The organism is Pseudonocardia hierapolitana, from assembly GCF_007994075.1.
GTDB lineage: Bacteria > Actinomycetota > Actinomycetes > Mycobacteriales > Pseudonocardiaceae > Pseudonocardia > Pseudonocardia hierapolitana.
In genome coordinates this window covers 8008183-8031115 of the sequence record NZ_VIWU01000001.1, presented here as the reverse complement: position 1 = coordinate 8031115, position 22933 = coordinate 8008183, and the positions used below count along the sequence as shown (strand labels likewise).

Genomic DNA, 22933 nt, shown 5'->3' with positions numbered 1-22933 from the left:
ATGGAACCGCTGACCGCATCGGCACTGCGCGGGGTGTGGGCCACCGTGCTGCTGCCTCTCCGGGACGACGAGAGCATCGACCTCGACGTGATCGCCTCCGCTCTGGACCACGTGCTCGCAAGCGGCGTCCAGGGCGTGTACACGAACGGCACGGCGGGGGAGTTCCACACACTCACCGAGGCCGAGTACGACCGGTTGCACGCGCTCGTCGCCGACCGCTGCGCCGCGGCGGGGGTGCCGTTCCAGCTCGGGGCGAGCCACCCCAGCGGGCAGCTGTCCCTGGACCGGATCGCCCGCGCCGCCGCGCTGCGGCCGGGCGCGATCCAGGTGGTGCTGCCCGACTGGCTGCCACTGAGCGAGGAGGAGGTGCTCGCCGCCGTCGACCGGATGGCCGCGGTGGCCGACGGGGTGCCGCTGGTGCTCTACAACCCGCCGTACGCGAAGACCCAGGTGCCGCCCGAGCTGTTCGGGAAGCTCGCCGACGAGATCCCGGCGCTGGTGGGCGCGAAGGTGCCGGGCGGCGACGACGCCTGGTACGCGCGGATGGCCGACGCCGTCGGCGGCAGGCTCGCGATCTTCGTGGCCGGCCACACCCTGGCCTCCGGGTACGCCCGGGGCGCCGCAGGCGCGTACTCCAACGTGGCCTGCCTCAGCCCCGGCGGCGCGGCCCGCTGGTATGCGCAGATCACGACCGACCTGCCCGCCGCGCTGGCACTCGAGGAGCGGCTGCGCGGCTTCCTGGACGCCCATATCGCCCCGCTGGGCCGCGCGGGCTACAGCGACCCGGCACTGGACAAGACCCTGGCCGCGATCGGTGGCTGGGCGCCGATCGGCACCCGGGTGCGCTGGCCGCACCGCTGGGTCCCCCCGGAGGTGATCCCCGCGCTGCGCGCGGTGGCGGAGGCAGCGGTCCCCGAACTCTTCGACGACTTCACACACCCAGCACCCACATCACGCAAGGCCGGCGCTGTGTGAAGCGCCCACTGGGGGTGTGAAGTCGAGCCTGTGGTCTGCGATCGCCTCACGTCCGTCGAGCGCGGCAGGTGGTAGGACCGTCGGCGTGGGGTCTCGCCGCGCCGTGAGGAGCGCCATCGACTGGCCGGGGATGCGCTCGGAGTACTGCTGGCTGCCTCCGCACGACGAACCGACCGTCACCCGCCCGCACCAGGTGGGCATCTCGTTCTCCCGGCACCGCGCCCAGGAGTGGGAGTCGGGCGGGCGGGCGGTGCGCGCGGACATCCCGGCCGGCGCGGCGTTCGTCACCGGCGAGGAGGGCATCACCTGGGGTGGGGTGGCCGGCACCACCGAGGCGCTGGAGATCTACCCCGATCCCGACCTCGTGCGCCGGATCGCGCCCGGCGCACCGTCGATCGAGAACGCGCTCGGCGTCCGTGACGGTGTCGTGTTCGGGATCGCCACGCTGGTCAAGCGGGCCCACGTGGTCGGATCCGGCCTCACCGACGTCGAGGCGAGCACCCTGGCGCACCGCCTCGTCGCGCACGTCGTCGGCTCCTACGGCGGCGTGCGGGGGCCCCGCCGGCCGGTCGGGGTCCTGGACCGGCGGACCGTCGACCGGGTCACCGAGTACGTCGACGCCGACCTCGCCGCCACGATCACCCTCGACCGGATGGCCGACGTCGCCGCGCTCAGCCCGTTCCACTTCGCCCGCGCGTTCAAGGCGACCACCGGCCTCGCGCCGCACCGGCTCGTCACCGCCCGCAGGCTGGAGGCCGCGAAGGCGGCCCTGCTCACCACGGACGCGAGCGTCGTACGGGTCGCGCACACCGTCGGGTTCTCGAACGTGAGCCACTTCCGCCGGGTGTTCCGGCGGGAGCTCGGCGTGGCGCCGGGTGAGCTGCGCCGCTGAGCGTGCGCAAGATCGGACCCTCCCGCGCGGCACATGCTGTGCCAGGGTCCTGCCCGTGCCTGTTCGTGACGACCCCGCCGCCGTGCTCACCCGCCTCCTCCACGCGATCGACGACGTCGACTGGGGCGAGGTGCGCGCGTGCCTCGCCGACGAGGTGCGCACCGACTACACCGAGCTCTTCGGCGGGGAGGCGGAGACCCTGCCCGCCGACGAGCTGGTCGAGCGTTGGAAGGGCCTGGTGCCCGGCTTCGACGCCACCCAGCACATGACCGGGCCGTGCCTGGTGGACGAGCGTGACGGCGGGCTCGTGGCGCAGACGCACGTACGCGCATACCACCGGATCGGCGACGCGGTGTGGGGCGTGCACGGGCACTACGTCGTGCCGCTCGAACGCACGTCCGCGGGCTGGCAGATCGCGGGGATCACGCTGCGGCTGTTCTACCAGGAGGGCGACCGCGACCTGCCCGCCCGGGCCGCGGAGCGGGCCGGAACGTCCCCGCGTGTCACCCGCCGCACTACGGAGGCCCGCGCCGGCGCGTGATCGGCCCGATCGTGACGTGAACCGCGCTGCGAACGCGTTGCCGAATCAGGCGTGTCGGCAGAATGATCAGGGGACTGGTCGCCCTCGAAGCCGGTGGTCGGGTGCCCGCGAAATGGGCGCGGCGTCCGGGCGCCGGCGGTGGGGCGCGCCCGGTCGACGGGTTGCCTGGGCGGAGAACGGGTGCGTGAGCGGCGGAGATCGTTCCGATCAGCACAGCACGGGCTCGGCGGAGGCGTTGAGGTACTCGTCGGGCCGATCACGAGTGCCCTCTCCCCCCACCGATCGCCACTTCACACACCCAGTGGCCACTTCACACAAGGCCGGCCTTGTGTGAAGTCCGTACTGGGTGTGTGAAGTCGGCTGTTGGCGGCGCTACGGGTGGCGCGATCGGCAGTTCGGCGCGTTCCCGTGCGGTTTTCGGCCGGTTTCGTGCCGAAGCCTTGATCATGGGCCGTGGGACTGCCTTCGGTGGCGCCGCGCGCCCTCCGGGCAGGCCCCCGGCCTGCCCGCATGGCTTGCCCTCAGGGGTCGGAGGCTCGGAGGTCAAGGGCCGCGCAGCGATCGCGGCACGGCGGAGCCCGCCGCGAACCTCAGCGCGCGAAGCGACGGCGCAGGCGCCCTTGAGCTCTGAGGGGCGGCCCGCAGAATGCGCGGCGCCTCCGAAGGCCCTGGCGCCTCCGAAGGCCCTGGCGCCTCCGAAGGCCCGGCCCCAGCACTCGCGGAGCCCCGGACGGTCCGCGGCGCGACCGAAGGCCCAGACGGTTCAGCGACCGCCTCCCGCTGCGGCCCAGGTCGGATCCCAGCGAGCACTGCTCCCGGGCGGGGGGCCGGTGTCGCGAAACTCCGGGCCGGGTTCGGTCAGCCCGCGAGGTGGGCGCGGAAGTGGGCGTCCGCCGCGTCGACGGCGATGCTCACCTGCGCGTCCTGGTCGTAGAAGTCGATCTGGGTGCCGTCGGCCCACACCGTCTCGGTGGGGCCGGCGACCGTGCCGGCCACCGCGCGGAGGTTCTCCGGCAGCACGCAGCCGTCGCCGTGGACGAACAGGCTGGGCACGCGCACCTGCGGCGCGGCGGACAGCCCGTCGAACGTCAGCCAGTACGCCCAGCTGAGCTCGGCCATCTCGTTCACCCAGGTCGGCACGGCGCCCCGCTTGGCCGAGCCGTAGTACTCGAGGTCGAGGGACATGCCGGCCCGCTCGTTCCCCGCCTCGTAGGCGGGCACGGCGCGGACCTCGCCGGTGCGCTGGTAGGCCGCCAGCGCCTCGCCCGCGCGCTCCAGCCGCCGGGCCACGCCCTCGTCACCGCCGTAGAACGGGGCCACGGTGCGTGCGTCGTGGAACCAGCCCGCGACGCTCGCGAACGCGTCGATCGGCGCCCCGGCCGCGATCGCGCGCAGCGCGTACTGCGCGCTCGCGCAGATCCCGAGGTAGCCGATCGCGCCCGGCCGGACGAACGACAGCGTCGACACCGCCCGTGCCGCCGCGATCATGTCGTCGATCTTGCAGGCGGGCAGCTCCGCCTGCCGCGGGGTGCCCTCGCTCGCGCCGAAGCCGGCGAAGTCGAACGTGAAGACGGTGTACCCCCGTTCGGCGAGCCGGGCGGCGTACAGGTCGGCCATCTGTTCCTTGACCGTCAGCCACGAACCGGTGACGAGGATCGTGGGCTGCGGCTCGGTGAGGTCGGGAAGGGTGCGGTGCAGGGTCGCCGCGAGCGACGTGCCACCGGTGAAGAGCTGGAAGGGACGGGGGTGGGTCATCGGCAGACCCTCGCAGGTGGACGAGGCACCGGGAGGCTCCGATCTTGCGGTCTCACGGCAACCGGGAGAACCAGGCCAGCGAGCCGCCCGCGGCGACGAAGGCGGCCAGCAGCGCGAGCGCGAGCACGGCGCCGGTGACCTCCCGCTCCTCCGTGCGGAACCCGATCGACGAGCCGATGTCGGCGTACACAGCCTCCAGCTCGGCCGCGGTCTCGGCCCGGTAGGCGAGACCGCCGCTGCCGGCGGCCAGCCCTGCCAGCGCCTCGACGTCGGCGGGCACCCGCACGCTGTCGCCGTTGATCGTGGCGGTGCCGGTCGGGGTGCCGTAGGCGATGGTCGAGACCGGTACGCCCGCCGCGGCGGCATCGGCCGCGGCGTCCGGGATCGGGGTCCCCGTGGTGTTGGCACCGTCGGAGAGCAGGACGATCCGGGCCGGGGGAGGAGCGGCGCCGTCGTCGGTGCTCCGCACCGCGTCGAGGGAGGTCAGCACCGCGTCGCCGATCGCGGTGCCGGGCCCCAGCGAGATCCGGTCGAACGCACCCGTCACGGCGGCGCGGTCGGGCGTCGGGGGCACGGTCACCGCGCTGGTGCCGTCGAACAGCACCAGGCCGACGGGGAACGCCTCGGGCAACTCCGTCACGAAGCCACGTGCCGCGGCCACCGCGGCGGCGATCCGGGACGGGGCGACGTCCTGGGCGCCCATCGACATGGACACGTCCACGGCGACGACGATCGTGGCCCGCTCCCGCGGCACCTGGACGTCGAGCACCGGCCGGGCCATGCCGAGAACGAGGCCGGTGACGGTCAGCAGGAACGCGACGGCGGGCACGTGCCGCCGCCAGCCGGGCTCGCGCGGCATCACGCGCTCGAGCAGGGGGAGCGCCGCGAAGCGCACGGCGTAGCGGCTTCGGCGGCGCTGCGCCACGACGTACGCGACGATCAGCGCGGCGACCGCGGCCAGCAGCGCGAGCCAGCCGGGGGCGAGAAACCTCATCGGACGCTCCGGCGGTGTCGGGCGGTGCGGCGGCGCACCGCGAGGAAGCGGGCCACGTCGCCGACCCAGTCGCGGTCGGTGCGCAGCACCACGTGGTCGGCGCCCGCCGAGCGCAGGGCGAACGCGGTGGCGGCGCGGTGCTCGGCCACGGCGCGGGCGTAGCGCTCGCGCAGCCGGCGGTCCCCGGTGCGCACCCGCGTCGTGCGTCCGGACTCCGGGTCGACCAGGGTGAGCGGCCCGACGTCGGGCAGCACCGCCTCCCGCCGGTCGGTGACCTCCACGGCGATGACGTCGTGCCGCGCGGCGAGGCGCCGCAGCGGCACGACCCATCCCATGCGCTCGTCGGGGGTGCGCGGGAGCAGGTCCGACACCACCACCCGCAGCCCCGGCCTGCGCTGCTCGCGGTGCAGCCGCTCCAACGCGGTGGCGAGGTCGAGGCCGGGGGCGGCCCCGTGCGGCGTGCGCGGCGCGGCCAGCAGCTCGCGCAGCAGCAGGCGGCCCGCCGGGCGCCCGGGGCGGGGCGGGAACGTGCGCGGGACCGCCCCGCCGACGAGGTGGACGCCGAGCCGGTTGCCGGGCCGGTCGGTGAGCGCGAGCACACCGGCCACGACCGCGACGGCGAGATCGCGCTTCTCCATCACCGCCGTGCCGAAGTCCATGCTCGCCGAGGCGTCGACGAGCACCCAGGTCGTGAGATCCGGCTCGGCGATGCTCGCGCGCACGTGGGGCTCGCCCGAGCGGGCGGTGACGTTCCAGTCCATGCGCCGGACGTCGTCCTGCGCCGGCTGGTAGGGCCGCACGTCGTCGAGCTCGGTGCCGGGGCCGGTGCGCCTGCCGAGCCGGTCGCCGTGCAGCAGGCCGTCGAGGCGGCGGCGGATCGCGAGCTCCTGGACGCGCAGCGCGCGCTCCGCCGCCCCGAGATCGGGAGCCGTCATGCGGCGACGTCCTGGGCCGGGGTGACCCGCGGGGCGCGCACCGCGCCGAGGATCCGGTCCACCAGTGCCCGCGGCGGCACGCCGTCGGCGAGGGCGTCGTAGCCGAGCACGAGCCGGTGGGCGAGCACGTCGGGCGCGACGTCGGTGATGTCGCCGGGCAGCACGTAGCCGCGGCCGCGCAGCAGCGCGAGCGCCCGTGCGGCGGCGACGAGCCCGAGGGTGGCGCGCGGGCTCACGCCGAACTGGAGTGCCGCCGCGACGTCGGGCAGCCCGTACGCCGCCGGGTCACGGGTGGCGAGCACGAGGCGCACGGCGTACTCGGCGCTGGCGTGGTGCACGAACACCCGGTCGGCGGCGCGCTGCAGGGCGGTGACGCGCTCCGGATCGAGCACCCGGGTCGGCACCGGCGGGTCCTGCTGCTCGACCCGGCCCATCCGCGAGAGGATCGTGAGCTCCTCGACACCCGACGGGTACCCCATGTCGATCTTGAGGAGGAAGCGGTCGCGCTGCGCCTCCGGCAGCTCGTACACGCCGTCGGACTCGATCGGGTTCTGCGTGGCGAGGACGAGGAACGGCGAGGGCAGCGGATGGCTCTTCCCACCGAGCGTCACCTGCCCCTCGGCCATGGCCTCGAGCAGCGCCGACTGCACCTTCGCCGGGGCCCGGTTGATCTCGTCGGCGAGCACGACGGTCGCGAAGACCGGCCCGAGCTCGACGTCGAACGTCTCGGTCGACGGGCGCCAGATCCGGGTGCCCACGATGTCGCCGGGCACGAGGTCGGGCGTGAACTGCAGGCGGGAGAACGTCCCGCCGGTCACGGTGGCCAGGGTGCGTACGGCGAGGGTCTTCGCGATCCCGGGCACGCCCTCGAGCAGGCAGTGGCCCCGCGCGAGCAGGGCCACCACCATCCGCTCGAGCGCGTGGTCCTGCCCGACCACCACGCGCTTGACCTCGAACAACGCCGTCTCGAGCAGTGCCGTCTGGGGCAGGGCCGTCTCGGGCAGGGCGAACTCCGCCGAGGTCGCCTCGCTCACAGCCGGATCGCGGAGGCGTTCACGGCACCGCCGGTGGATCCCTCCGGGCAGTCGCGGTCGGGAACGTTCTGCGCCGGGCGCAGGCCCGCGGGCCCACCCTGCTCGACCGAGACGGTGCTGGACGGGCTGCTCGGCGCCGGGTTCGCCGCGAGCGCCACGCCTCCGACGACCAGCGCGCCTGCGGTGAGGACGCCGGCGAGGACGATGCGTGCGGTTCTGGACATGGTGACCTCCTGGTGGTCGGGTCGGTGCCGGCCCGCCCCGCGGCTGGGGGGCTGCGCGGGACGGGCCGGCGGCGGTACCGGTGGTGAGGGGGGATCCACCGGCTGGGTCCCAGCAGACCAGGGCGGGGCGAAAACGCCGGGAAGCCGGAGCGAAAGCCGACCGAAAGGACACCGCTGCGGCACGTGCTCACTCGCTACCGTCGCGCACATGCGGCTGCTGGTGGTCGAGGACGCGCAGGACCTGGCGAGCGCGCTGCGGGTGGGGCTCGGCCGGGCCGGCTACGCGGTCGACATCGCGCTCACGGGCGCCGACGCCGTCGCCAAGCTCGGCGTGAACGCCTACGACCTGCTCGTGCTCGACCTCAACCTGCCCGACATGGACGGTTTCGCGCTGTGCCGGGGCGTGCGCGGCGGCAGCATCGCGGGGCCGAGCGGCCCCGAGCTGCGGATCCTCATGCTCACCGCGCGGGGCGAGCTCGCCGACCGCGTGCGCGGCCTCGACGAGGGCGCCGACGACTACCTGGTGAAACCGTTCGCCCTCGCCGAGCTGCTGGCGCGGGCGCGCGCCCTCCTGCGGCGCGACAACGGCGGGGGGACCGCCGTCCTCACCGTCGGCGACCTGACGCTCGACGACGGGCGCAGCACCGCCACCCGCGGCGAGCGCGAGCTGCCGCTCACCCGCAAGGAGTTCGCCGTGCTGCGCTACCTCATGCACCGGCCGGGGCACGTCGTCTCCGCCGAGGAGCTGCTCGAGCACGTCTGGGACGAGAACACCGACCCGTTCACCCAGACCGTGCGGGTCACGGTCGGCACGCTGCGGCGCAAGCTCACCGGGGACGGCGAGGCCCCCCTGATCGAGACCGTGATCGGGCGCGGCTACCGGCTGCGGGAGGTCGGATGAGACGGCCCGCCTGGTCGCAGACGATCCGGTTCCGGCTCGCCGCCACCTACTCGCTCGTGCTGTTCGCGCTGGCCGCGCTCGTGCTGCTGGCCGTCTACGCGGTGGTGTCGGAGAGCGTCGACGCCGCGCCGCTCGACCCGATCACCGTCCAGAAGGTGAAGGAGGTGGGCGGCGAGCTGGTGCTGAAGGACGGCGAGCAGTTCCAGGCCGCCGACCTCGCGAGCGTGCAGCAGGCGGTCAACCACAAGGCGCTCGAGCTCATGCGCGACGCGTCCGCGGGCGCGCTCGGCGGGCTGCTGGTCGCGAGCTTCGGCGTGGGCTGGTGGCTCTCCGGTCGGGTGCTGCGCCCGGTCGAACGGGTCACGGCCGCGGCGCGCGAGATCAGCGCCACCGACCTGTCGCGCCGCATCGCCCTCGACGGCCCCCGCGACGAGCTGCGCGACCTCGCCGACACCGTCGACGACATGCTCGGCAGGCTGGACCGCGCGTTCGCGGCGCAACGCCAGATGATCGACGACGCCTCCCACGAGCTGCGCAACCCCCTGGCCGTCATCCAGATCAACCTCGACGCCGTGCTGTCCCGCGACGACGTCGACGCGGCCGAGCGGCAGCGGGCGAGCACCGTCACGGCGCGGGCCACCCAGCGGATGGGCAGCCTCATCGAGGACCTGCTCGCTGCGGCCCGCCGCGCCGCGCCCGCGTTCACCGACACCGACGTGGACCTCGGGAACGTCGCGGACGAGGCCGCCGACGGGTTCGCGCTGCTCGCCGACAGCGACGGTCTCCGCCTGGAACGGCGCCTCGCGGGCGGCCTCGGCGTGATCGGCGACTCCGAGGCGCTGCGCCGGGCCGCCGACAACCTGCTGTCCAACGCGGTCCGGGTGTCGCCCCCGGGAGCCGAGATCGTGATCGCCACCGGGCGGCACGGCGGCTGGGCATGGCTCGCCGTCCGCGACCACGGCCCGGGCATATCCCCTGAGCACCAGGAGCGGGTGTTCGACCGGTTCTGGCGGGGACCCGAGGGCACCCGCCGCCGCGACCGGGGCACCGGCCTCGGCCTCGCGATCGTGCGCCAGGTGGTGGAGAGCCACGGCGGCACCGTCGCGCTGCACAGCGCGCCCGGCGCGGGCGCCACGTTCGTCCTGTGGCTCCCGCTGCGCGGGGCGGGCGTCACCGAACGGACGCCCCGCCCGCCGGCGCGGGACCCGCTCGCCACGGGCGTGCCCTCCTGACGCACCCGGTCTCCGCCGGTGCCCCACGTCGACCGTGAGCGCGGGCGGACCGGGATGCGTGAGCCGGCACCCCTGTCGTGTTCGCGCTGCCGGTTTCGGCGGGTGCTGCCGGTGTGGGGTGACGCGTCCGGTCCACGGGGTGCGTGGGCGGAGAAGGTGGGCGTGGGCGCGAGCCTGCCGCGGAACGTGCACGCACGCCCGACTCGCCGTGTCGAGACGTCGGACTCGCCGGTGGTGGAGGTGCGGGACCTCGTGAAGGAGTTCCCGCTGGCGACCGCGGATCTCCCGGACGGGTGTGCAGGCGAGTCAGCCGGCCGCGCGGCGGCGGGCCCGGTGGGCCGCGACGTTGACGCGGTTGCCGCACACCTCGGGCACGCAGTAGCGCCGACGGCCGGCCCTGCTGGTGTCCACGAACATGCCGTCGCAGGTCGGGGCGGCGCAGTGGCGGAACCGGTCGGTGCCCAGCGTGCGGAGGGTGGCGAGCAGTGCGGCGCCGGTGAGCAGCGCCAGCTCGTCGGCCAGTGCGGCGCCGGGGCGCGAGCGGACCTGCCACTGCAGGCGACCGTCGTCGTCGCGCCGCAGGTCGAGGCCGCCGGCGGCCGTGGTGAGCGCGGCGGCACCCGCAGCGTCGGGGTTCTCCAGGAGGGAGCGCAGTTTGCGCCGCAGCGCGTGCACTGCTGCCACGTCGGCGGGCGTCGGCGCGCCGGCGGACGGGTGCAGGTCTCGCTCAGCGAGGAAGCGGGCGAGCGCGGTGGCGTCGGGGATCAGGTCCCCGGTGCTCACCATCACCTCCGGAGCGGTGTTGACGAGGTCGGTGGCGACCGCCGCCCCGACCCGGTAATCGTCCAGCAGGAGTTGCACCCCTTACCGCCCTTCCCGTATCGTGTAACGGATGAAAGCAGCCTACACCTCTGTACGGGTCCGTCCGGGCGTGGTGCTGGTCGGGCTGCTCGCGCTGGCGCTCAACCTGCGCACCGCACTGGCCGGGTACCCACCCCTCATCGACGCCGTGCGCGCCGATCTCGGTTTCTCGGCCGGCGCCGCGGGGTTCGTGCAGACCGGCGCCGTGCTGATGATGGCGGCCGGATCGCTCGCCGGCCCGGCCGCCGCGCGGCGCGGGGGGCCGGAGCGCGCGCTCGTCGGGGCGGTCGGCCTCGTCGCGCTCGGCAGCCTCGTGCGGGGCGTGCCCGCGGCCGTGCCGCTGGTGACCGGCAGCCTGCTCGCCGGGTTCGGCATCGGGGTGGCGGGCGTGCTGCTCACGGGGGTGGTGAAGGAGCACCTCGCCGACCGCGCCGGGGCCGTCACCGGCGGGTACGTCGTCGCGATGATGATCCCCTCCACGGTGGCCAGCGCGGTGGCGGTGCCGCTCGCCGCGGCCGTGGGCGGGTGGTCGCTCGCGCTGGCCGTCTGGGCGGTGCCTGCGGTGCTCGCCCTCGCGGCGTGGGTGCCGGTGGCGCGCCGGGTCGAGCGCCCCGCGCCCACCGAGCGCGCCCGCCTGCCGTGGCGCGACCGCTTCGCCCGGCTCGCGGCTACCCACCAGTCGGCGGCCTCGCTGCTCGTGTACGGCTGGATGACGTGGCTCGCGCCCTACCTCACGAGCCGCGGGTGGAGCCCGCGCGACGCCGGGATGGTGCTGGCCGTGTGGGCCGCGGCCCAGGTGCCGGGTGCCCTCGCGATCCCGGCGCTCGCCGAGCGCACCGGGCGCTGGCGGTTCTGGTCGGGTGTCGCGCTCGCGAGCACGGCGGCCGGAACCATCGGCCTGCTGCTCGCACCGCTGGCCCCGGTTGTCGGCCCGTGGCCGTGGGCCGTGCTCGTCGGCCTGGGGTCCGGCGCCGGGTTCCCGCTGGGCCTCGCCGTGGTGGCCTGGCGCACGCCCGACGCCGCGGCGAGCGCCGCCACCAGCGGCATGGCACTCGGCGTGGGCTACACCGTGGCCGGCATCGGCCCGTTCCTCATGGGGCTGCTGATCGACCTGACCGCCGGCTACGCCGCCGCCATCGGGGTGCTGGTCGTCGCGGCGGCGGTGCAGGCGAGCGCGATCATCCGCATCGGCGACGCGCCCCGCGCCGGCTGAGACCGGTTGCCCGTTCACGTTTCCAGTGCGCGTGACCCGTTCGAACGCGGGGACTCCCGACCCGGCCGCGAGGTGCGCGGTTGCGTCGGACGCCGCGGGCGACGAGTGCGGCGGGCCGCCGGGAGTCCGCTGAGCAGCGGATTTCACGCGCGCCGAGCACCGGCGCATTCCGACGGCCGCACGCTCGGGACCGCACCCGTTGCCCGAGTCCGCGGAGACGACATGACCCCCGACGCCGGCGCGTCCGTCCACCAGCAGCTCACGGCGGAGCAGCGCGCGATGTGGGCCTCGGGGGACCACCGGGCCGTCGTGGCCGAGCTGATCCCGGACCTCGGCCAGGAGCTCGTCGAGGCCGGCGGGATCCGCGCCGGGCAGCGCGTCCTCGACATCGCGGCGGGCGCCGGGAACGCCGTGGTGGAGTGGGTCGAGGCGGGCGCCGAGGCGCTGCCGTTCCCAACCGGTGGCTTCGACGCCGTGATCTCGTGCGTGGGCGTGATGTTCGCTCCGCACCACCGCGCGACCGCCGACGAGCTGCTGCGCGTCTGCCGGCCGGGCGGGACGATCGCGATGGTGAGCTGGACGCGCGAGGGGTTCATCGGCGGCCTCTTCGCGATCATGGCCCGCTTCGCCCCACCCCCGCCCGGCGCGCAGCCGCCGTCGCTGTGGGACAGCGAGGAGCACGTGCGCGAGCTGTTCGGCGACGGCGTCACGACGCTCGCCGTGCGGCGCCGGATCACCGTGTTCGACCGGTGCGCCACCCCGCTCGAGTTCCGCGAGTACTGGAAGCGGACCTACGGCCCGACGATCGCGGTGTATGCGGCGAACGCCGCCGACCCCGAGCGCCTCGCGGCGCTCGACTCCGAGTTCCTGGAGTTCCTGGAGAGCTGGAACGCCGCCCCGGTGGGCAGGCCCGCCCGCTGGGAGGCGCAGTACCTGCTGGTCACCGCGACGCGGGCGTGACGGCCGCGGCCTCCGCCATCGGGGTCGCGCCCATCGCCGCCAGGACGGCGCGGCCCGCGTCCCGCTCGGGGCCGCCCGCGAGTACGAGGGTGCGCGCCCACTGGTAGCGGCACCCGGTGGGCTCCAGCGCGGCCGCGGCAGCGAGCAACCCGGGGCGGTCGCCGGCGGCGAGGGCGGCCGCCCGGTCGACGACGGCCGCGGCGACAGGGTTGTCGGCGGCGGCCGCCCGGGCTGTCGCCACGACCGCGGCGGCGCCTGCCTGCCCGGACAGGACGGCGGCCTCCGCCCGCAGCGCCGCGTACCAGGGGCGCCAGCGGACCGTGAACCAGGTCCGGAACTCCTCGGGTGGGATCCGCAGCAGAGCGGCCGCCTCCGCCGGGCGGCCGCGGTGCAGCAGCAGCCAGGCGTCGAAGAAGGCGCCGAAGTTCTGCTCGGCCAGCCGCCACCCGGGCTTCGGGATCTCCAGCACCCTCACCAGGTCCAGCCATGCGGCCCGGGTCGTGTCGTCGCCGCGCATGCCGTGGACGGCCGCCGCTGCGGCGGCGCTGACGCCGTGGCTGCCGCCGGCGGGGCGGCCCGCCCGTTCCCACCCGTCGCGGAACCGCTCGGCCAGTGCCACCGTCTCGTCCCAGTCGCCGGCCAGCGCGGTCACCACGATGAGCCTGCTGGTGGCGAGGTGGCCCTCCTCGCGGTGGAAGGGCAGGTCGCGCGCGGCCGCGGCGAGCCTGCGGGCGGCGGCCAGATCGCCCGCGGCGAGTACTGCCTCGGTGGCGAAGTGGTAGGCGTCGGCCAGCTCCACCCCGATCTCGGCGCGCACCGGCAGCGGAGCGAGCACCTGGGTGCGCCGCAGCACGCTCTCCGTCGCGCCGCGGATGTCGCCGCCGGCCAGCTGGATCGTGGCGAGCTGGTCCAGCGCGGCGCTCTCGACGACCGGGTCCTCGACGAGGCGGGCGAGCTCGATCGCCCGCAGGGCGAGGGCGCGGCTGCGCGGGTCGAGGTCGGGGATCACCGCCGCCTCGGCTGCGAGCACCTGGGCCTCCGCAGCCGGGTTTCCTCGGGCCAGCGGCCGCGCCTCGGTGAGCAGCGCCTCGGCGGCCCCGTCCGGGGGGACGGTCCTGAGCAAGCCGGGGAACCGGTTGAGGACGTCGGCCGCCTGCGCGAGGTCACGCGCCGCACCCGCCGGATCCGCTGCCCGCAGCGCGGCGTCGGCGGCGCTGCGGAACAGCGCCAGCGCGTCGTCGCCCCCGTGCCGGCTCAGCGCGGCGCCCGCGGCGCTGCGCAGGGCCGCCGCGGCCGCGGCGTCGTCGCCTGCCCAGGCCGCCGCCTGCTCGTACCGCCGCTGCGCCTCGCCGGGCATCCCGCGGGCGAACGTGAGGTCCGCGAGCACGACCGCGAGCCGGTGGGCCTCCCCGAGGTGGCCGCTGCGGGTCGCAGCCCAGGTCAGGGCGCTGCGCATGTCGTCGGCGAGGCGATCGAACGCGGCCCCCCATGCCACGGGGTCCGTCCCCGCGGTCGCGGCGAGCGCCTCCCCCGCCTCCTGGCACCAGGCCAGGTGCCGCGTGGCGGTCGCGTCGCGCTCCCTCGCCTCGACGAGCATCCCGGTGCCGTACTGGCGGATCGTCTCCAGCATCCGGTACCGGGTGCCGCCGGGGTCGGCGGCCGTGGAGAGCAGGTTCTGGTCCACCAGCCGCGCCAGCCCGCCCCGCACGTCCTCCACGGCCGGGAGCGGCCGGTCCCCGGCCACAGCGCGTGCGGCCTCCACGGTGAACGGAGAGGCGAACACCGACGTGCGGCGCAGCAGCGCCTGGTCGAACCCGCTGAGCAGCGCGTAGCTCCAGTCCAGCGCGGAGCGCAGCGAGCGGTGCCGATCGTCGGCGCGGGCCCTGCCGGCGAGCAGCTGCAGCCGGTCGGCGAGACCTGCCTCCACGCCGTCCAGCCCCACCGCGGGCAGCCGCGCGGCGGCCAGCTCGATGGCCAGCGCGGTTCCGTCGAGGGCATCGCAGACCGCCGCGACGCGGGCGAGGTCGGCCGGGTCCGGCGGGCTCCCGGCGGCCGTGGCGCGGGCGCGGAACAGCGCCACGGCGTCGCCGTCGGCCGTGACCGAGAGCCCCGGCACCGGGAACACCCATTCGTAGGGCACCTGCAGCCGGGCCCGGCTGGTCGCCAGCACCACCAGCCCGGGGGCTCCGGCGAGCAGGCCTTCCACCAGCTCGACCACCCCGTCCACGACGTGCTCGCAGTTGTCGAGCACGAGCAGGCACTGCCGGTCGGCGAGCCGGCCGAGGACGGTCTCCCCGGGCGAGCGGGCCTGCTGCTCGCCCAGCCCGAGCCCCGCGGCCACGGCCGGAGCGACCATCGCGGGGTCGGTCACCGGCACCAGGTCGATGAACCGGACGCCGTCGGCGAACCGGTCGGCGACGTCGGCGGCGACGGCGAGCGCGAGGCGGGTCTTGCCGACCCCGCCCGGCCCGACGGCGGTCACCATCCGGTGCTCCCCGAGCAGGGCCGCGAGCGCCGCGCGCTCGGCCGCCCGGCCGACGAACGTCGTCAGCGGCGCGGGCAGGGCGGGGCCGCGGGAGGCGGGTGCGGGCGGCGGGGCGGGTGGGAGCGGGGCGACCGATCCGGGGTCGCCGCCGAGGATCTGCTGGTGCACCGCGCGCAGCGCGGGCCCGGGGTCGGCGCCCAGCTCGTCGACGAGCCGCTCCCGCACCTGCCGGTGGGTCTCCAGCGCGTCGGCCTGCCGCCCGCTGCGGTGCTGGGCGAGCATCAGCTGCCCGGCGAGGCGCTCGTCGAGCGGATGGGCACGCAGCGCCGCGGCGAGCCCGGCGAGCAGCTCCGCGTGCCGGCCTGCGGCCAGCGCCGCGTCGTTGCGGTCCAGCACCACGGCGAGCTGCTCGGCCTCGGCCGCGGCCCGGACGCCCTGCGCCCACGGGGTGTCGAGGCCTGCGAGCGGCTCGCCGCTCCACAGGCCCAGCGCCTCGTCGAACAGAGCGGCCGCAGCTGCCGCATCGCCTGCGCCCCGGGCCCGGCCGGCCAGGTGGCGGAAGCGGTGCAGGTCCACCGCCAGCGGGTCGGCGGCCAGCACGTAGCCGCCGGGCTCCCGGGAGATGCGCACGCCGTCGGCGTCCGCAAGCACCCGGCGCAGCCGCGAGAGATAGGCCGACAGCGCATTGCGGGCCCGGTACGGGGGCCGGTCCGCCCACACCCGGTCGACGAGCTGATCGGCCTGCACCGGGCGGCCGACGTCGACCAGCAGGGCCGCGAGGACGGACCGCTGTCGGGCGTGCCCGGCGTCGAGGTCGCGCCCGTCGAGGCGCACCCCGACGTCGCCGAGCAGCCGGAACTCCACCGTCACGCAGCTCACCGCCTGACCGGGACGACTCGCCCGACGCGACGCCCGATGGTCGGGGCGGGCCGTCGGCCGGGGTACGGGAGCGAGGGTCCTCGCCCGTCCAGTCTGGCCCGGCGGCCCGCCCGTGACCAGCACCTTTCACATCTGCGAACTCCTGCCGAGCACGTGGCGCGCACGTGGTCGGTCCCGGCCAGGAACCCGACCGGGGAGGTCGTCATGAGGATCGGCACATCGGGGCTACGCGTGGGACGCGGACGGTGCCCGCCACCTGTTGCGCCGCATGAGCGTCGCGATGCAGGACGAGGTGGAGCACCTCGAGGCACTCGCCGCGCCCGGAGGGGGAGGGCCGGTGTCGCTCTCGCCGTGGACCCGCGTTGAGCCCGCCCGCCTCGACGGACTGCGCTCGCACCGCTCGCGTCAGCGGCCGGCCGCGGTCTCCAGCAGCCGGGTGAGCTCGGCCCACGGCCGCCCGGCCTTGTCCTTCTCGCTCATCACCGAGACCGGGAGCGGCCAGTCGATGCCGAGGTCCGGGTCGTCGTAGCGGACGGTGACGTCCTCGGCGGGGTCGTGCGGGGCGTCGATGCGGTAGCAGGTGTCGGCCTCGGTGAGCGCCTGGAAGCCGTGCAGGCACCCGCGCGGGATGTAGATGCTCGTCATGTTCTCGTCGTCGAGCCGGAACGTCTCGACCCGTCCGAGGGTCGGCGAGCCGTGCCGCGCGTCCACCACCACGTCGAAGATGGCCCCGCGGGCGCAGCGCACCAGTTTCGCCTCGCCGCGCCCGACCCGGCCGTGGAGTCCGCGCAGCCCGGCGCGTACCGTGCGCGACTGGGAGTCCTGCAGGAACGCGTGCGGGTCCACGCCAGCGCCTCGCGCCACGTCGGCGTCGAAGGTGCGGCTGAACCAGCCGCGTTCGTCGCGGTGCGGCGACGGCTCGAACACCAGGAGGCCGGCGATCCCGGTCTCACGGACGTGCATGGTGCCTCCACCGGCGGTGATCGTGTCTCGGTTCGGTGTACCTGGGTGACGTCCCGGGCCTTCGGGCCGACCCTACCGCCGTGCCGTTCGAGCGCCGGTCGAGCGCCGGACCGATCCGGGAGACCGATGGTGATCGCCAGCCCTGCCTGCCGTTCCTGCCACCGCACCGACGGAGACATCGTCCTCGACCTCGGTGAGCAGCCGTCGTCCGAGCTCTTCCCCAAGATCGACGATCCCGGCCCCGACGAGCTGTTCCCGCTGCGGATGTGGCTGTGCGCGGGCTGCGGGCTCGCCCAGCTGGCCGACGACGCCGACGTGCCGGAGGAGGTCGTGGGCGCCGAGCCTGCGGCGCTCACCGCGCAGCGGGCCGACGCGGTGCGCGAGCTCGTCGCGGCCGGCGCCCTCCCGACCGGGGGCACCGCCGCCGAGTTTCCCAGCCCGCACGGCGGCACGTGGCTGGACCTGCTCGCCGGGCACGGCTTCTCCGCGGTCACCCGCGAGGGCGGCGCCGACCTGGTGATCGACGGCTGCTTCGGGGTGATGCACGAGCGCGACCAGGACACCGCCCTGCGGGAGCGCACGGCGGCCGTGCGGCCGGGCGGGCGCCTCGTCGTGCAGTTCCACTCGCTGCACGCCATCGTCGCCGGCTCGCAGTGGAACGCGCTGCGGCTGGGCCACTACGCCTACTACTCCACGCCCGCCATGATCGGGATGCTCGGGCGGGCCGGGTTCACCGTCACCACCGCCCGCCGGTTCCCCCTCTACGGCGGCACGGTCGCGCTGGTGGCGGGCCGTACCTCCGAGTCGCCCGCTGTGGACGCCGCCGCGGTGGACGCGGTCGTGGCGCCGGAGCTCGCGGCGGGCATGCTGCGGCCGGCCTCGGTCGGCGCCCTGCAGCACTCGGTGCGCCGCACGGCCGGGTCGCTGCGGGAGATGCTCGTCGCGCAGCGGGCCGCGGGCCGCCGGGTGTACGGGTACGCGGCGGCCTCGCGCGCGGTGTCGCTGCTACGCCTCGCCGACCTGGACGCCACGCTGCTGCGCGGGGTGGCGGACGCCTCGCCGGGCAAGCAGGACCGCCGCATGCCCGGCACCGACATCCCCATCATCACCCCCGGCGATCTGGTCGCCGCCGAGCCCGACGTCGTGCTCGTGTTCGTCTCCGAGCTGGTGGCCGAGGCGAAGGCTGCGCTACCGGAGATCGAGCGCCGCGGGGCCACCTGGGTGGACGCGGGCGCGGGCCGCTAACGGGCGGGCGCCGTCGTCGACAGGAGACGTTCGGCGAGCCGGTCCGGCAGTGGGCTGTCCTTGTGGCGCAGGGCCGGCCGCTCCACGAGGTACCAGGACGCGGCGGCGGGCAGCAGCGCGAGCGCGATCGAGACGGGCACGAACACGGCCACCGGTGCCGCGCCCAGCGCGGTCAGCACCAGGATCTGCTGCAGCGGCCAGTGGTAGATGTACACGCCGTAGGACAGGTCCGCGCGCATCCGCCACACCAAGCGCGTGCCGGCCCACAGGCACAGGTAGGTGAGCGGCACCGCGCCGAGCACCCGGTAGTCGTCGAACAGCGCCAGGCTCACCAGGAACAGCCCGGCGGCCGCGGCCGCGACGTCGCCGCGCATCCGGATGCGGTCGGCGTACAGGTACGCGGTGGCGCCCAGCAGGAACATCAGCACGAGGCGGATCACCCGGTCGTTGAGCAGCACCGGCAGCCCGGCCTCCTGCATCGCGGTGAGCGCGAGGAGCACACCGGCGGCCGCCGGGACGAGCACCGGGCGGCGGCGCAGCAGCCCGAGCGCGCCGAGCACACCGACGATCGCGTAGCAGAACGCCTCGAACGCCAGCGTCCACAGCGCCCCGTTGAAGCTGTCCTCCTTCGGCAGGTCGGCGAGGATGCCGGCGATGTCGAAGTGGACGATCAGCAGGCCGGCGTTCTGGAACACGTAGTCCCAGGCCGACGGTGTTCCGGTGAACGGCTGCAGCGGCGACATACCCTGCAGGAGCGCCGCGACCGGTGCTGCCACGAAGGCGACCACGACGAGGCACACCCAGAACCCGGGCATGATCCGCAGGAAGCGGTGCCAGGCGAAGCGCGGGAACGACTCCAGCCGGAACCAGCTGCGGGTGACGAGGAACCCGCTGAGGATGAAGAACCCGTCGAGGGCGAAGTCCCCGATCCTCGCGTGGCCTGCCGAGTGCGCGGAGATGCCGTGGTCGACCGCCACGAGCGCCGCGAAGAGCAGCCGCAGCAGGTCGAAGCCGTTGCGCTGCGGGTCGAAGCGATCCTGCAGGGTCGGCATGGGTCCTTCCGGTCGCAGTGCGGGTGGGCGACACCCACACTGCGACCGGATCGCTGAACCGACGCTGAGAGATCAACCCCTCACGAGATCAACCGATGATGCCGACGGCCCACATGAGGGCCAGCAGCACCATCCAGATCACCAGCGCCACCAAGATGCGCAGCCACAGCCGTTTGAGCAACGGATCAGCCGATGCCGACGCCGAGGCTGTCGAGGACGAGCAGCACCGACAGGAAGCCGAAGAAGAGGAACGACACGGCCAGCACCGCCAGCCGTATCCCTCCGATCTGCAGTTCCTTCGGCAATGCCTTCCGGTTGAGCTGGATCAGCAGACCGGAGTAGATGAACATCTGCACGCCCGCGATGGAGGACGAGATCACGAGCAACAGGAAGGGCTGGCTGACACCCGAGAGCAGGATCACCGAACCCACGACGATCATGATCCAGACGGTGGTGACGTAGATCCTGCTCTCGGTCCAGAACAGGCTGTCCTTCAGGGCGTTGATCTTGAGCTGGTCGGCGATCAGGCGGCTGGTGTAGTCGAGGATCCCGAGGTTGGTCGAGAACAGGGTGATGACGGCGGTGAACCAGAAGGCGGTGCCGAACCACGGCGCCACGGTTTCCTGCAGGGTCTGACCCTCCAGGAACAGGAAGTCGAGGTTCTGCTCCTCCACCTGGCCGACCGGCAGCGTCGAGTACGCCAGAACCGCCATGATGACGAGCGACAGGACCCCGACGAGGAAGAAGGTGATGAACTGCTCCCAGTTGGCGACCCGCCACCAGCCCTGCCAGCGCCGCATGTTCTCGGCATCGGTCGGGAACATGTACCCGAGTGAGGGCTTCGCCTCCTCGTGCCCTGTGATGGGGGAGACGATCTTGGGCATGTGCTTGCCCATCCCCATGCCCTTGTCCCGGATGTAGTTGCTCTGCACCAGGTTGTTCGCGCCGCCCGCGCCGGCGAACGCCAGCGCACCGAGGAGCAGCGCGATGTCCAGGTTCGCGTGCCCGACCGGGAAGCCGACGCCGTCGGTGAAGAGCGCGCCCCACGCCTCACCCGTCGTGGCCACGGGGATCGCGAGGACGACGAAGATCATGATCAGCGCGACCAGGACGAACTGGATCTTCTCGACGGTCTGGTAGACGACGGGGGAGAGGGTGAGCGTGAGACCGATGGCCAGGAGCGCCGCGATGGTGATCGGAACGATCGGCGCGTCCTCGCCCATCCCGAGCACGAACGTCAGGGCCGTGGACGCGCCGGTCGCCCAGCCGGGCCAGAAGTTCTGGCAGAGCGCGAAGATGATGAACAGCCACCACCACGGCTTCCAGAACCGGGCGAACCCGGTGATCGCGGACTCCCCGGTGGCGAGCGTGTAGCGCTCGATCTCCATGTTGAGGAAGAACTGGATCGCGAATCCGACGACGGCGGCCCAGATGAAGGTGAAGCCCACCTGCGTGGTGATGTAGGGCCAGAGGACGATCTCCCCGGACCCGATCGCGGTGGCCAGGATGATCACGCTCGCCCCGGCGACCTTCCGCAGCGGCACCGGTTCGGGGAGGTCCCTGAACTCGACCGCCGGCAGGTACTTGCTCGGGAGTGTCGTCCGGCTCTGGTCGGCCACCGCGCCTCCTTGCGCGTCGGGGTGGCATAGGCCACCGCCTGTACCGCTCACCTCACCCGAAAGGGTGAGGATCGGATGATCGCAGCAGTAGTGGTAAACGCTGTCAAGCGCTGGCCGGCGAGGTCGCGCGAGGATCTCCGGCTGTGGCACACCTGCGATGCGACTTCTTCTCCGACGTCCTGGGCCTGTCGACGTCGATGACCGTGCTGCTGCCGCAGCGGACCACCACCCAGATCGGTATGCCCGGCGCGGGTGGTGACGGGCCCCCACCGGTGCTCTACCTGCTGCACGGCCTGTCCGACGACGACACGATCTGGCTGCGGCGCACCTCGATCGAGCGCTACGCGGCGCCGCTCGGCCTCACGGTGGTGATGCCGCAGGTGCACCGGAGCTTCTACGCCGACCAGGTGTACGGCGGCCGCTACTGGACGTTCCTGTCCGAGGAGCTGCCCGCGTTGGTGGGGGAGTTCTTCCGGGTGTCGGCCCAGCGTGAGGACACGTTCGTCGCCGGTCTGTCGATGGGCGGGTACGGCGCGTTCCGCTGGGCGCTGCGGCAGCCGGAGCGGTTCGCGGCGGCGGCGAGCCTGTCGGGCGCGCTCGACGTCGCAGCCCGCCGCCGGCCGCGGCCGGAGGACCCGCGCCTGTTCGAGCGGGTGTTCGGCGACGAGGAGGTCGCCGGCAGCCGGCACGACCTGCACGCGCTGCTGCGCGGGGTGGAGTCGGCCGCGCTGCCGGCGCTGTACCTCTGCTGCGGCACCGAGGACGTCCTGCTCGGCGAGAACGAGGCGTTCCGGGACGCCTGCGCCGCCGCCGCGGTACCGCTGCACGCGGAGTTCTCCCCGGGTGCCCACGACTGGGCCTACTGGGACGCCCGGATCCAGGACGTGCTGGCCTGGCTGCCGCTGCGCGCGCGGCCGTGACCCGCGCCGGCGATCAGGCCGGGACCTCGCCCTTGCGCAGCAGGCCGGGCGTGGTCCGCACCGTCACGTTCAGCACGTTCCACGCGGTGATCGTGGCGATCGCCGTGACGAGGGCCGCGAGCGACGGCGGGTCGTAGTGCCGCTCGGCCTCGGCCCACGTCTCGTCGGAGACCCCGCCGGGCTCCATCCGCGTCGCCTCCTCGGCGAGGGCGAGCGCCGCCCGCTCGGCCGGGGTGAACCAGGGCGCATCGCGCCAGGTCACCACCGAGAACAGCCGCTCGTCGGTCTCGCCCATCTCCTTGAGCTCGTGCGCGTGCATGTCGGTGCAGAAGGCACAGCCGTTCACCTGGCTGGCCCGCAGCTTGATCAGGTACAGGGTCCGCTTCGGCACCGGGCAGCTCGCGAGGTACGCCTCCAGGCCGTACATGGCCTTGAGTGCGGCGGGCTCGGCGTCGCGGACGCTCAGGCGCATGGTCACGTGTCGTCCTCCCTCTGCGGCGCGGGATGCGCCGCACGCACGAGGGACGGCGGCGGGGGAGCGGGCGTGACGGCGGTGCCGGGTGAGCCCGGTCACGTGTGGTGCGCCGGGTGGTGCGCCTCGTCGTGTGCCTCGGTCAGCGCCCGGCTGTGCGCGACGAGGCGGGGGTAGTCCACCGCGACCCCGGACAGCAGCGCCTCGACCGCGGCCTCGACCTCGTCGTCGGCGAGAGGCGCGTGCCCGAAGAGCACGCGGTAGTGCACGAGCGAGGACAGCATGTCCAGCACGAGGCCGCGATCGACGTCTGCGCGCAGGTCGCCGCGCACCACCGCGCGTTCCAGCATCTCGCCGACCGCGGCGCGCGGCGGCTCGAACAGGGTGGCGAGGAACGTGTCGCGCAGCTCGGGGACCGCGGCGCAATCGGCGAACAGCGCGGCGAGCACGCCGGGCCGGATCCGCCGGAACGCCGCGAGGAAGACGCCGATCCCCTCACCGAGGTCGCAGAGCGTGCAGCCGGTGTCGGGCACGGGTGAGTCGCCGAGGCGCGCCGCGAGCGCGGCGAGGGCGAGGTGCTGGCGGGTCGGCCAGCGCCGGTAGATCGCGGGCTTGGTCGCCTCGGCCCTGCGGGCGACCTCCTCGATCGTGAGGCGCCCGTAGCCGGCCTCGTCGAGCACGGCGAGCGTCGCCTCGAGCACGGCGGCGTCGATCTGGGGGTCCCGGGGGCGACCGGTGGGCATGGCGTCCAGCCTAGCTTTTTGTTACGTTCCGGTACGGC

At 74.6% G+C, this 22933-nt stretch carries 21 protein-coding genes; 9 read left to right on the top strand and 12 right to left on the bottom strand.

Going from position 1 to position 22933, the window contains the following annotated elements; translation table 11 throughout:
* The 3 genes from FHX44_RS37805 (at position 1) to FHX44_RS37795 (ending at position 2408) form a co-directional block, all read left to right on the top strand.
* Positions 1 to 975, top strand: coding sequence for a dihydrodipicolinate synthase family protein (locus tag FHX44_RS37805; protein WP_147260141.1), 975 nt, complete (start codon positions 1 to 3; stop codon positions 973 to 975).
* A gap of 103 nt (positions 976 to 1078) precedes the next feature.
* Positions 1079 to 1867, top strand: a complete 789-nt coding sequence (locus FHX44_RS37800) for a helix-turn-helix domain-containing protein (RefSeq protein WP_147260140.1) — start codon at positions 1079 to 1081, stop codon at positions 1865 to 1867.
* Between the two features lie 55 nt (positions 1868 to 1922).
* Positions 1923 to 2408, top strand: a complete 486-nt coding sequence (locus tag FHX44_RS37795; protein WP_170309206.1) for a nuclear transport factor 2 family protein — start codon at positions 1923 to 1925, stop codon at positions 2406 to 2408.
* Positions 2409 to 3266: 858 nt separating this feature from the next.
* Here the strand turns inward: FHX44_RS37795 and FHX44_RS37790 are convergent.
* From FHX44_RS37790 to FHX44_RS37770, 5 genes are read right to left on the bottom strand one after another with little or no spacing between them, the layout of a single operon-like run.
* Complete coding sequence (locus FHX44_RS37790; RefSeq protein WP_147260138.1) at positions 3267 to 4163, bottom strand: alpha/beta hydrolase; 897 nt, start codon at positions 4161 to 4163, stop codon at positions 3267 to 3269.
* Between the two features lie 52 nt (positions 4164 to 4215).
* Positions 4216 to 5157, bottom strand: coding sequence for a VWA domain-containing protein (locus tag FHX44_RS37785; protein WP_147260137.1), 942 nt, complete (start codon positions 5155 to 5157; stop codon positions 4216 to 4218).
* The gene (locus FHX44_RS37780) at positions 5154 to 6092 is read right to left on the bottom strand and encodes a DUF58 domain-containing protein (protein ID WP_147260136.1); all 939 of its coding nucleotides are present in this window, start codon (positions 6090 to 6092) and stop codon (positions 5154 to 5156) included. Before FHX44_RS37780 ends, FHX44_RS37785 begins: the two co-directional genes overlap by 4 nt.
* Positions 6089 to 7126, bottom strand: coding sequence for an AAA family ATPase (locus tag FHX44_RS37775; RefSeq protein ID WP_246170808.1), 1038 nt, complete (start codon positions 7124 to 7126; stop codon positions 6089 to 6091). The genes FHX44_RS37780 and FHX44_RS37775 overlap by 4 nt, the downstream gene beginning before the upstream one ends.
* A complete protein-coding gene (locus FHX44_RS37770) occupies positions 7123 to 7350 on the bottom strand; it encodes a hypothetical protein (RefSeq protein WP_147260135.1) in 228 nt (75 codons plus the stop codon). The genes FHX44_RS37775 and FHX44_RS37770 overlap by 4 nt, the downstream gene beginning before the upstream one ends.
* Positions 7351 to 7558: 208 nt before the next feature.
* Here FHX44_RS37770 and FHX44_RS37765 point away from each other — a divergent pair, with 208 nt between their 5' ends.
* The gene (locus FHX44_RS37765) at positions 7559 to 8251 is read left to right on the top strand and encodes a response regulator transcription factor (RefSeq protein ID WP_147260134.1); all 693 of its coding nucleotides are present in this window, start codon (positions 7559 to 7561) and stop codon (positions 8249 to 8251) included.
* The gene (locus FHX44_RS37760; protein WP_147260133.1) at positions 8248 to 9483 is read left to right on the top strand and encodes a sensor histidine kinase; all 1236 of its coding nucleotides are present in this window, start codon (positions 8248 to 8250) and stop codon (positions 9481 to 9483) included. The genes FHX44_RS37765 and FHX44_RS37760 overlap by 4 nt, the downstream gene beginning before the upstream one ends.
* Positions 9484 to 9789: 306 nt before the next feature.
* On the opposite strand, the gene FHX44_RS37755 is transcribed toward FHX44_RS37760, so the two are convergent.
* Entirely contained in the window at positions 9790 to 10344 is a 555-nt protein-coding gene (locus tag FHX44_RS37755) for a CGNR zinc finger domain-containing protein (RefSeq protein ID WP_147260132.1), read from the bottom strand.
* A 31-nt stretch (positions 10345 to 10375) separates the two neighbouring features.
* Here FHX44_RS37755 and FHX44_RS37750 point away from each other — a divergent pair, with 31 nt between their 5' ends.
* The gene (locus FHX44_RS37750) at positions 10376 to 11557 is read left to right on the top strand and encodes an MFS transporter (RefSeq protein ID WP_147260131.1); all 1182 of its coding nucleotides are present in this window, start codon (positions 10376 to 10378) and stop codon (positions 11555 to 11557) included.
* 222 nt (positions 11558 to 11779) lie between these two features.
* Positions 11780 to 12517 (top strand): class I SAM-dependent methyltransferase, encoded by a 738-nt coding sequence (locus tag FHX44_RS37745; protein WP_147260130.1) that lies wholly within the window; start codon positions 11780 to 11782, stop codon positions 12515 to 12517.
* On the opposite strand, the gene FHX44_RS37740 is transcribed toward FHX44_RS37745, so the two are convergent.
* Both FHX44_RS37740 and FHX44_RS37735 read right to left on the bottom strand, forming a co-directional pair.
* Positions 12498 to 15872, bottom strand: coding sequence for an AfsR/SARP family transcriptional regulator (locus FHX44_RS37740; RefSeq protein WP_170309205.1), 3375 nt, complete (start codon positions 15870 to 15872; stop codon positions 12498 to 12500). The two genes, FHX44_RS37745 and FHX44_RS37740, sit on opposite strands and share 20 nt — an antisense overlap.
* A 414-nt stretch (positions 15873 to 16286) precedes the next feature.
* The gene (locus tag FHX44_RS37735) at positions 16287 to 16844 is read right to left on the bottom strand and encodes a dTDP-4-dehydrorhamnose 3,5-epimerase family protein (protein WP_147260128.1); all 558 of its coding nucleotides are present in this window, start codon (positions 16842 to 16844) and stop codon (positions 16287 to 16289) included.
* Positions 16845 to 16970: 126 nt separating this feature from the next.
* Between FHX44_RS37735 and FHX44_RS37730 the strand changes: the two genes are divergently transcribed.
* On the top strand, positions 16971 to 18089 hold the full coding sequence (locus tag FHX44_RS37730) for a class I SAM-dependent methyltransferase (protein WP_147260127.1): 1119 nt from the start codon (positions 16971 to 16973) through the stop codon (positions 18087 to 18089).
* On the opposite strand, the gene FHX44_RS37725 is transcribed toward FHX44_RS37730, so the two are convergent.
* Complete coding sequence (locus FHX44_RS37725) at positions 18086 to 19141, bottom strand: acyltransferase family protein (protein WP_147260126.1); 1056 nt, start codon at positions 19139 to 19141, stop codon at positions 18086 to 18088. The two genes, FHX44_RS37730 and FHX44_RS37725, sit on opposite strands and share 4 nt — an antisense overlap.
* Positions 19142 to 19326: 185 nt before the next feature.
* Complete coding sequence (locus FHX44_RS37720) at positions 19327 to 20760, bottom strand: Nramp family divalent metal transporter (protein ID WP_147260125.1); 1434 nt, start codon at positions 20758 to 20760, stop codon at positions 19327 to 19329.
* 143 nt (positions 20761 to 20903) lie between these two features.
* On the opposite strand from FHX44_RS37720, the gene FHX44_RS37715 reads away from it, so the two are divergent.
* A complete protein-coding gene (locus FHX44_RS37715) occupies positions 20904 to 21680 on the top strand; it encodes an alpha/beta hydrolase (protein ID WP_147260124.1) in 777 nt (258 codons plus the stop codon).
* 13 nt (positions 21681 to 21693) lie between these two features.
* On the opposite strand, the gene FHX44_RS37710 is transcribed toward FHX44_RS37715, so the two are convergent.
* A complete protein-coding gene (locus tag FHX44_RS37710; RefSeq protein WP_147261794.1) occupies positions 21694 to 22152 on the bottom strand; it encodes a carboxymuconolactone decarboxylase family protein in 459 nt (152 codons plus the stop codon).
* A 98-nt stretch (positions 22153 to 22250) separates the two neighbouring features.
* On the bottom strand, positions 22251 to 22895 hold the full coding sequence (locus FHX44_RS37705; protein ID WP_147260123.1) for a TetR/AcrR family transcriptional regulator: 645 nt from the start codon (positions 22893 to 22895) through the stop codon (positions 22251 to 22253).
* Positions 22896 to 22933: the final 38 nt, after the last annotated feature.

Excerpts from the sequence above, each read along its gene's own strand:
- FHX44_RS37705 (WP_147260123.1), bottom strand. The coding sequence starts at position 22,895 with ATGCCCACCGGTCGCCCCCGGGACCCCCAGATCGACGCCGCCGTGCTC.
- FHX44_RS37735 (WP_147260128.1), bottom strand. The coding sequence starts at position 16,844 with ATGCACGTCCGTGAGACCGGGATCGCCGGCCTCCTGGTGTTCGAGCCG.
- FHX44_RS37750 (WP_147260131.1), top strand. The coding sequence starts at position 10,376 with ATGAAAGCAGCCTACACCTCTGTACGGGTCCGTCCGGGCGTGGTGCTG.
- FHX44_RS37770 (WP_147260135.1), bottom strand. The coding sequence starts at position 7,350 with ATGTCCAGAACCGCACGCATCGTCCTCGCCGGCGTCCTCACCGCAGGC.
- FHX44_RS37710 (WP_147261794.1), bottom strand. The coding sequence starts at position 22,152 with ATGCGCCTGAGCGTCCGCGACGCCGAGCCCGCCGCACTCAAGGCCATG.
- FHX44_RS37805 (WP_147260141.1), top strand. The coding sequence starts at position 1 with ATGGAACCGCTGACCGCATCGGCACTGCGCGGGGTGTGGGCCACCGTG.
- FHX44_RS37760 (WP_147260133.1), top strand. The coding sequence starts at position 8,248 with ATGAGACGGCCCGCCTGGTCGCAGACGATCCGGTTCCGGCTCGCCGCC.
- FHX44_RS37765 (WP_147260134.1), top strand. The coding sequence starts at position 7,559 with ATGCGGCTGCTGGTGGTCGAGGACGCGCAGGACCTGGCGAGCGCGCTG.
- FHX44_RS37790 (WP_147260138.1), bottom strand. The coding sequence starts at position 4,163 with ATGACCCACCCCCGTCCCTTCCAGCTCTTCACCGGTGGCACGTCGCTC.
- FHX44_RS37725 (WP_147260126.1), bottom strand. The coding sequence starts at position 19,141 with ATGCCGACCCTGCAGGATCGCTTCGACCCGCAGCGCAACGGCTTCGAC.
- FHX44_RS37745 (WP_147260130.1), top strand. The coding sequence starts at position 11,780 with ATGACCCCCGACGCCGGCGCGTCCGTCCACCAGCAGCTCACGGCGGAG.
- FHX44_RS37785 (WP_147260137.1), bottom strand. The coding sequence starts at position 5,157 with ATGAGGTTTCTCGCCCCCGGCTGGCTCGCGCTGCTGGCCGCGGTCGCC.
- FHX44_RS37780 (WP_147260136.1), bottom strand. The coding sequence starts at position 6,092 with ATGACGGCTCCCGATCTCGGGGCGGCGGAGCGCGCGCTGCGCGTCCAG.
- FHX44_RS37730 (WP_147260127.1), top strand. The coding sequence starts at position 16,971 with ATGGTGATCGCCAGCCCTGCCTGCCGTTCCTGCCACCGCACCGACGGA.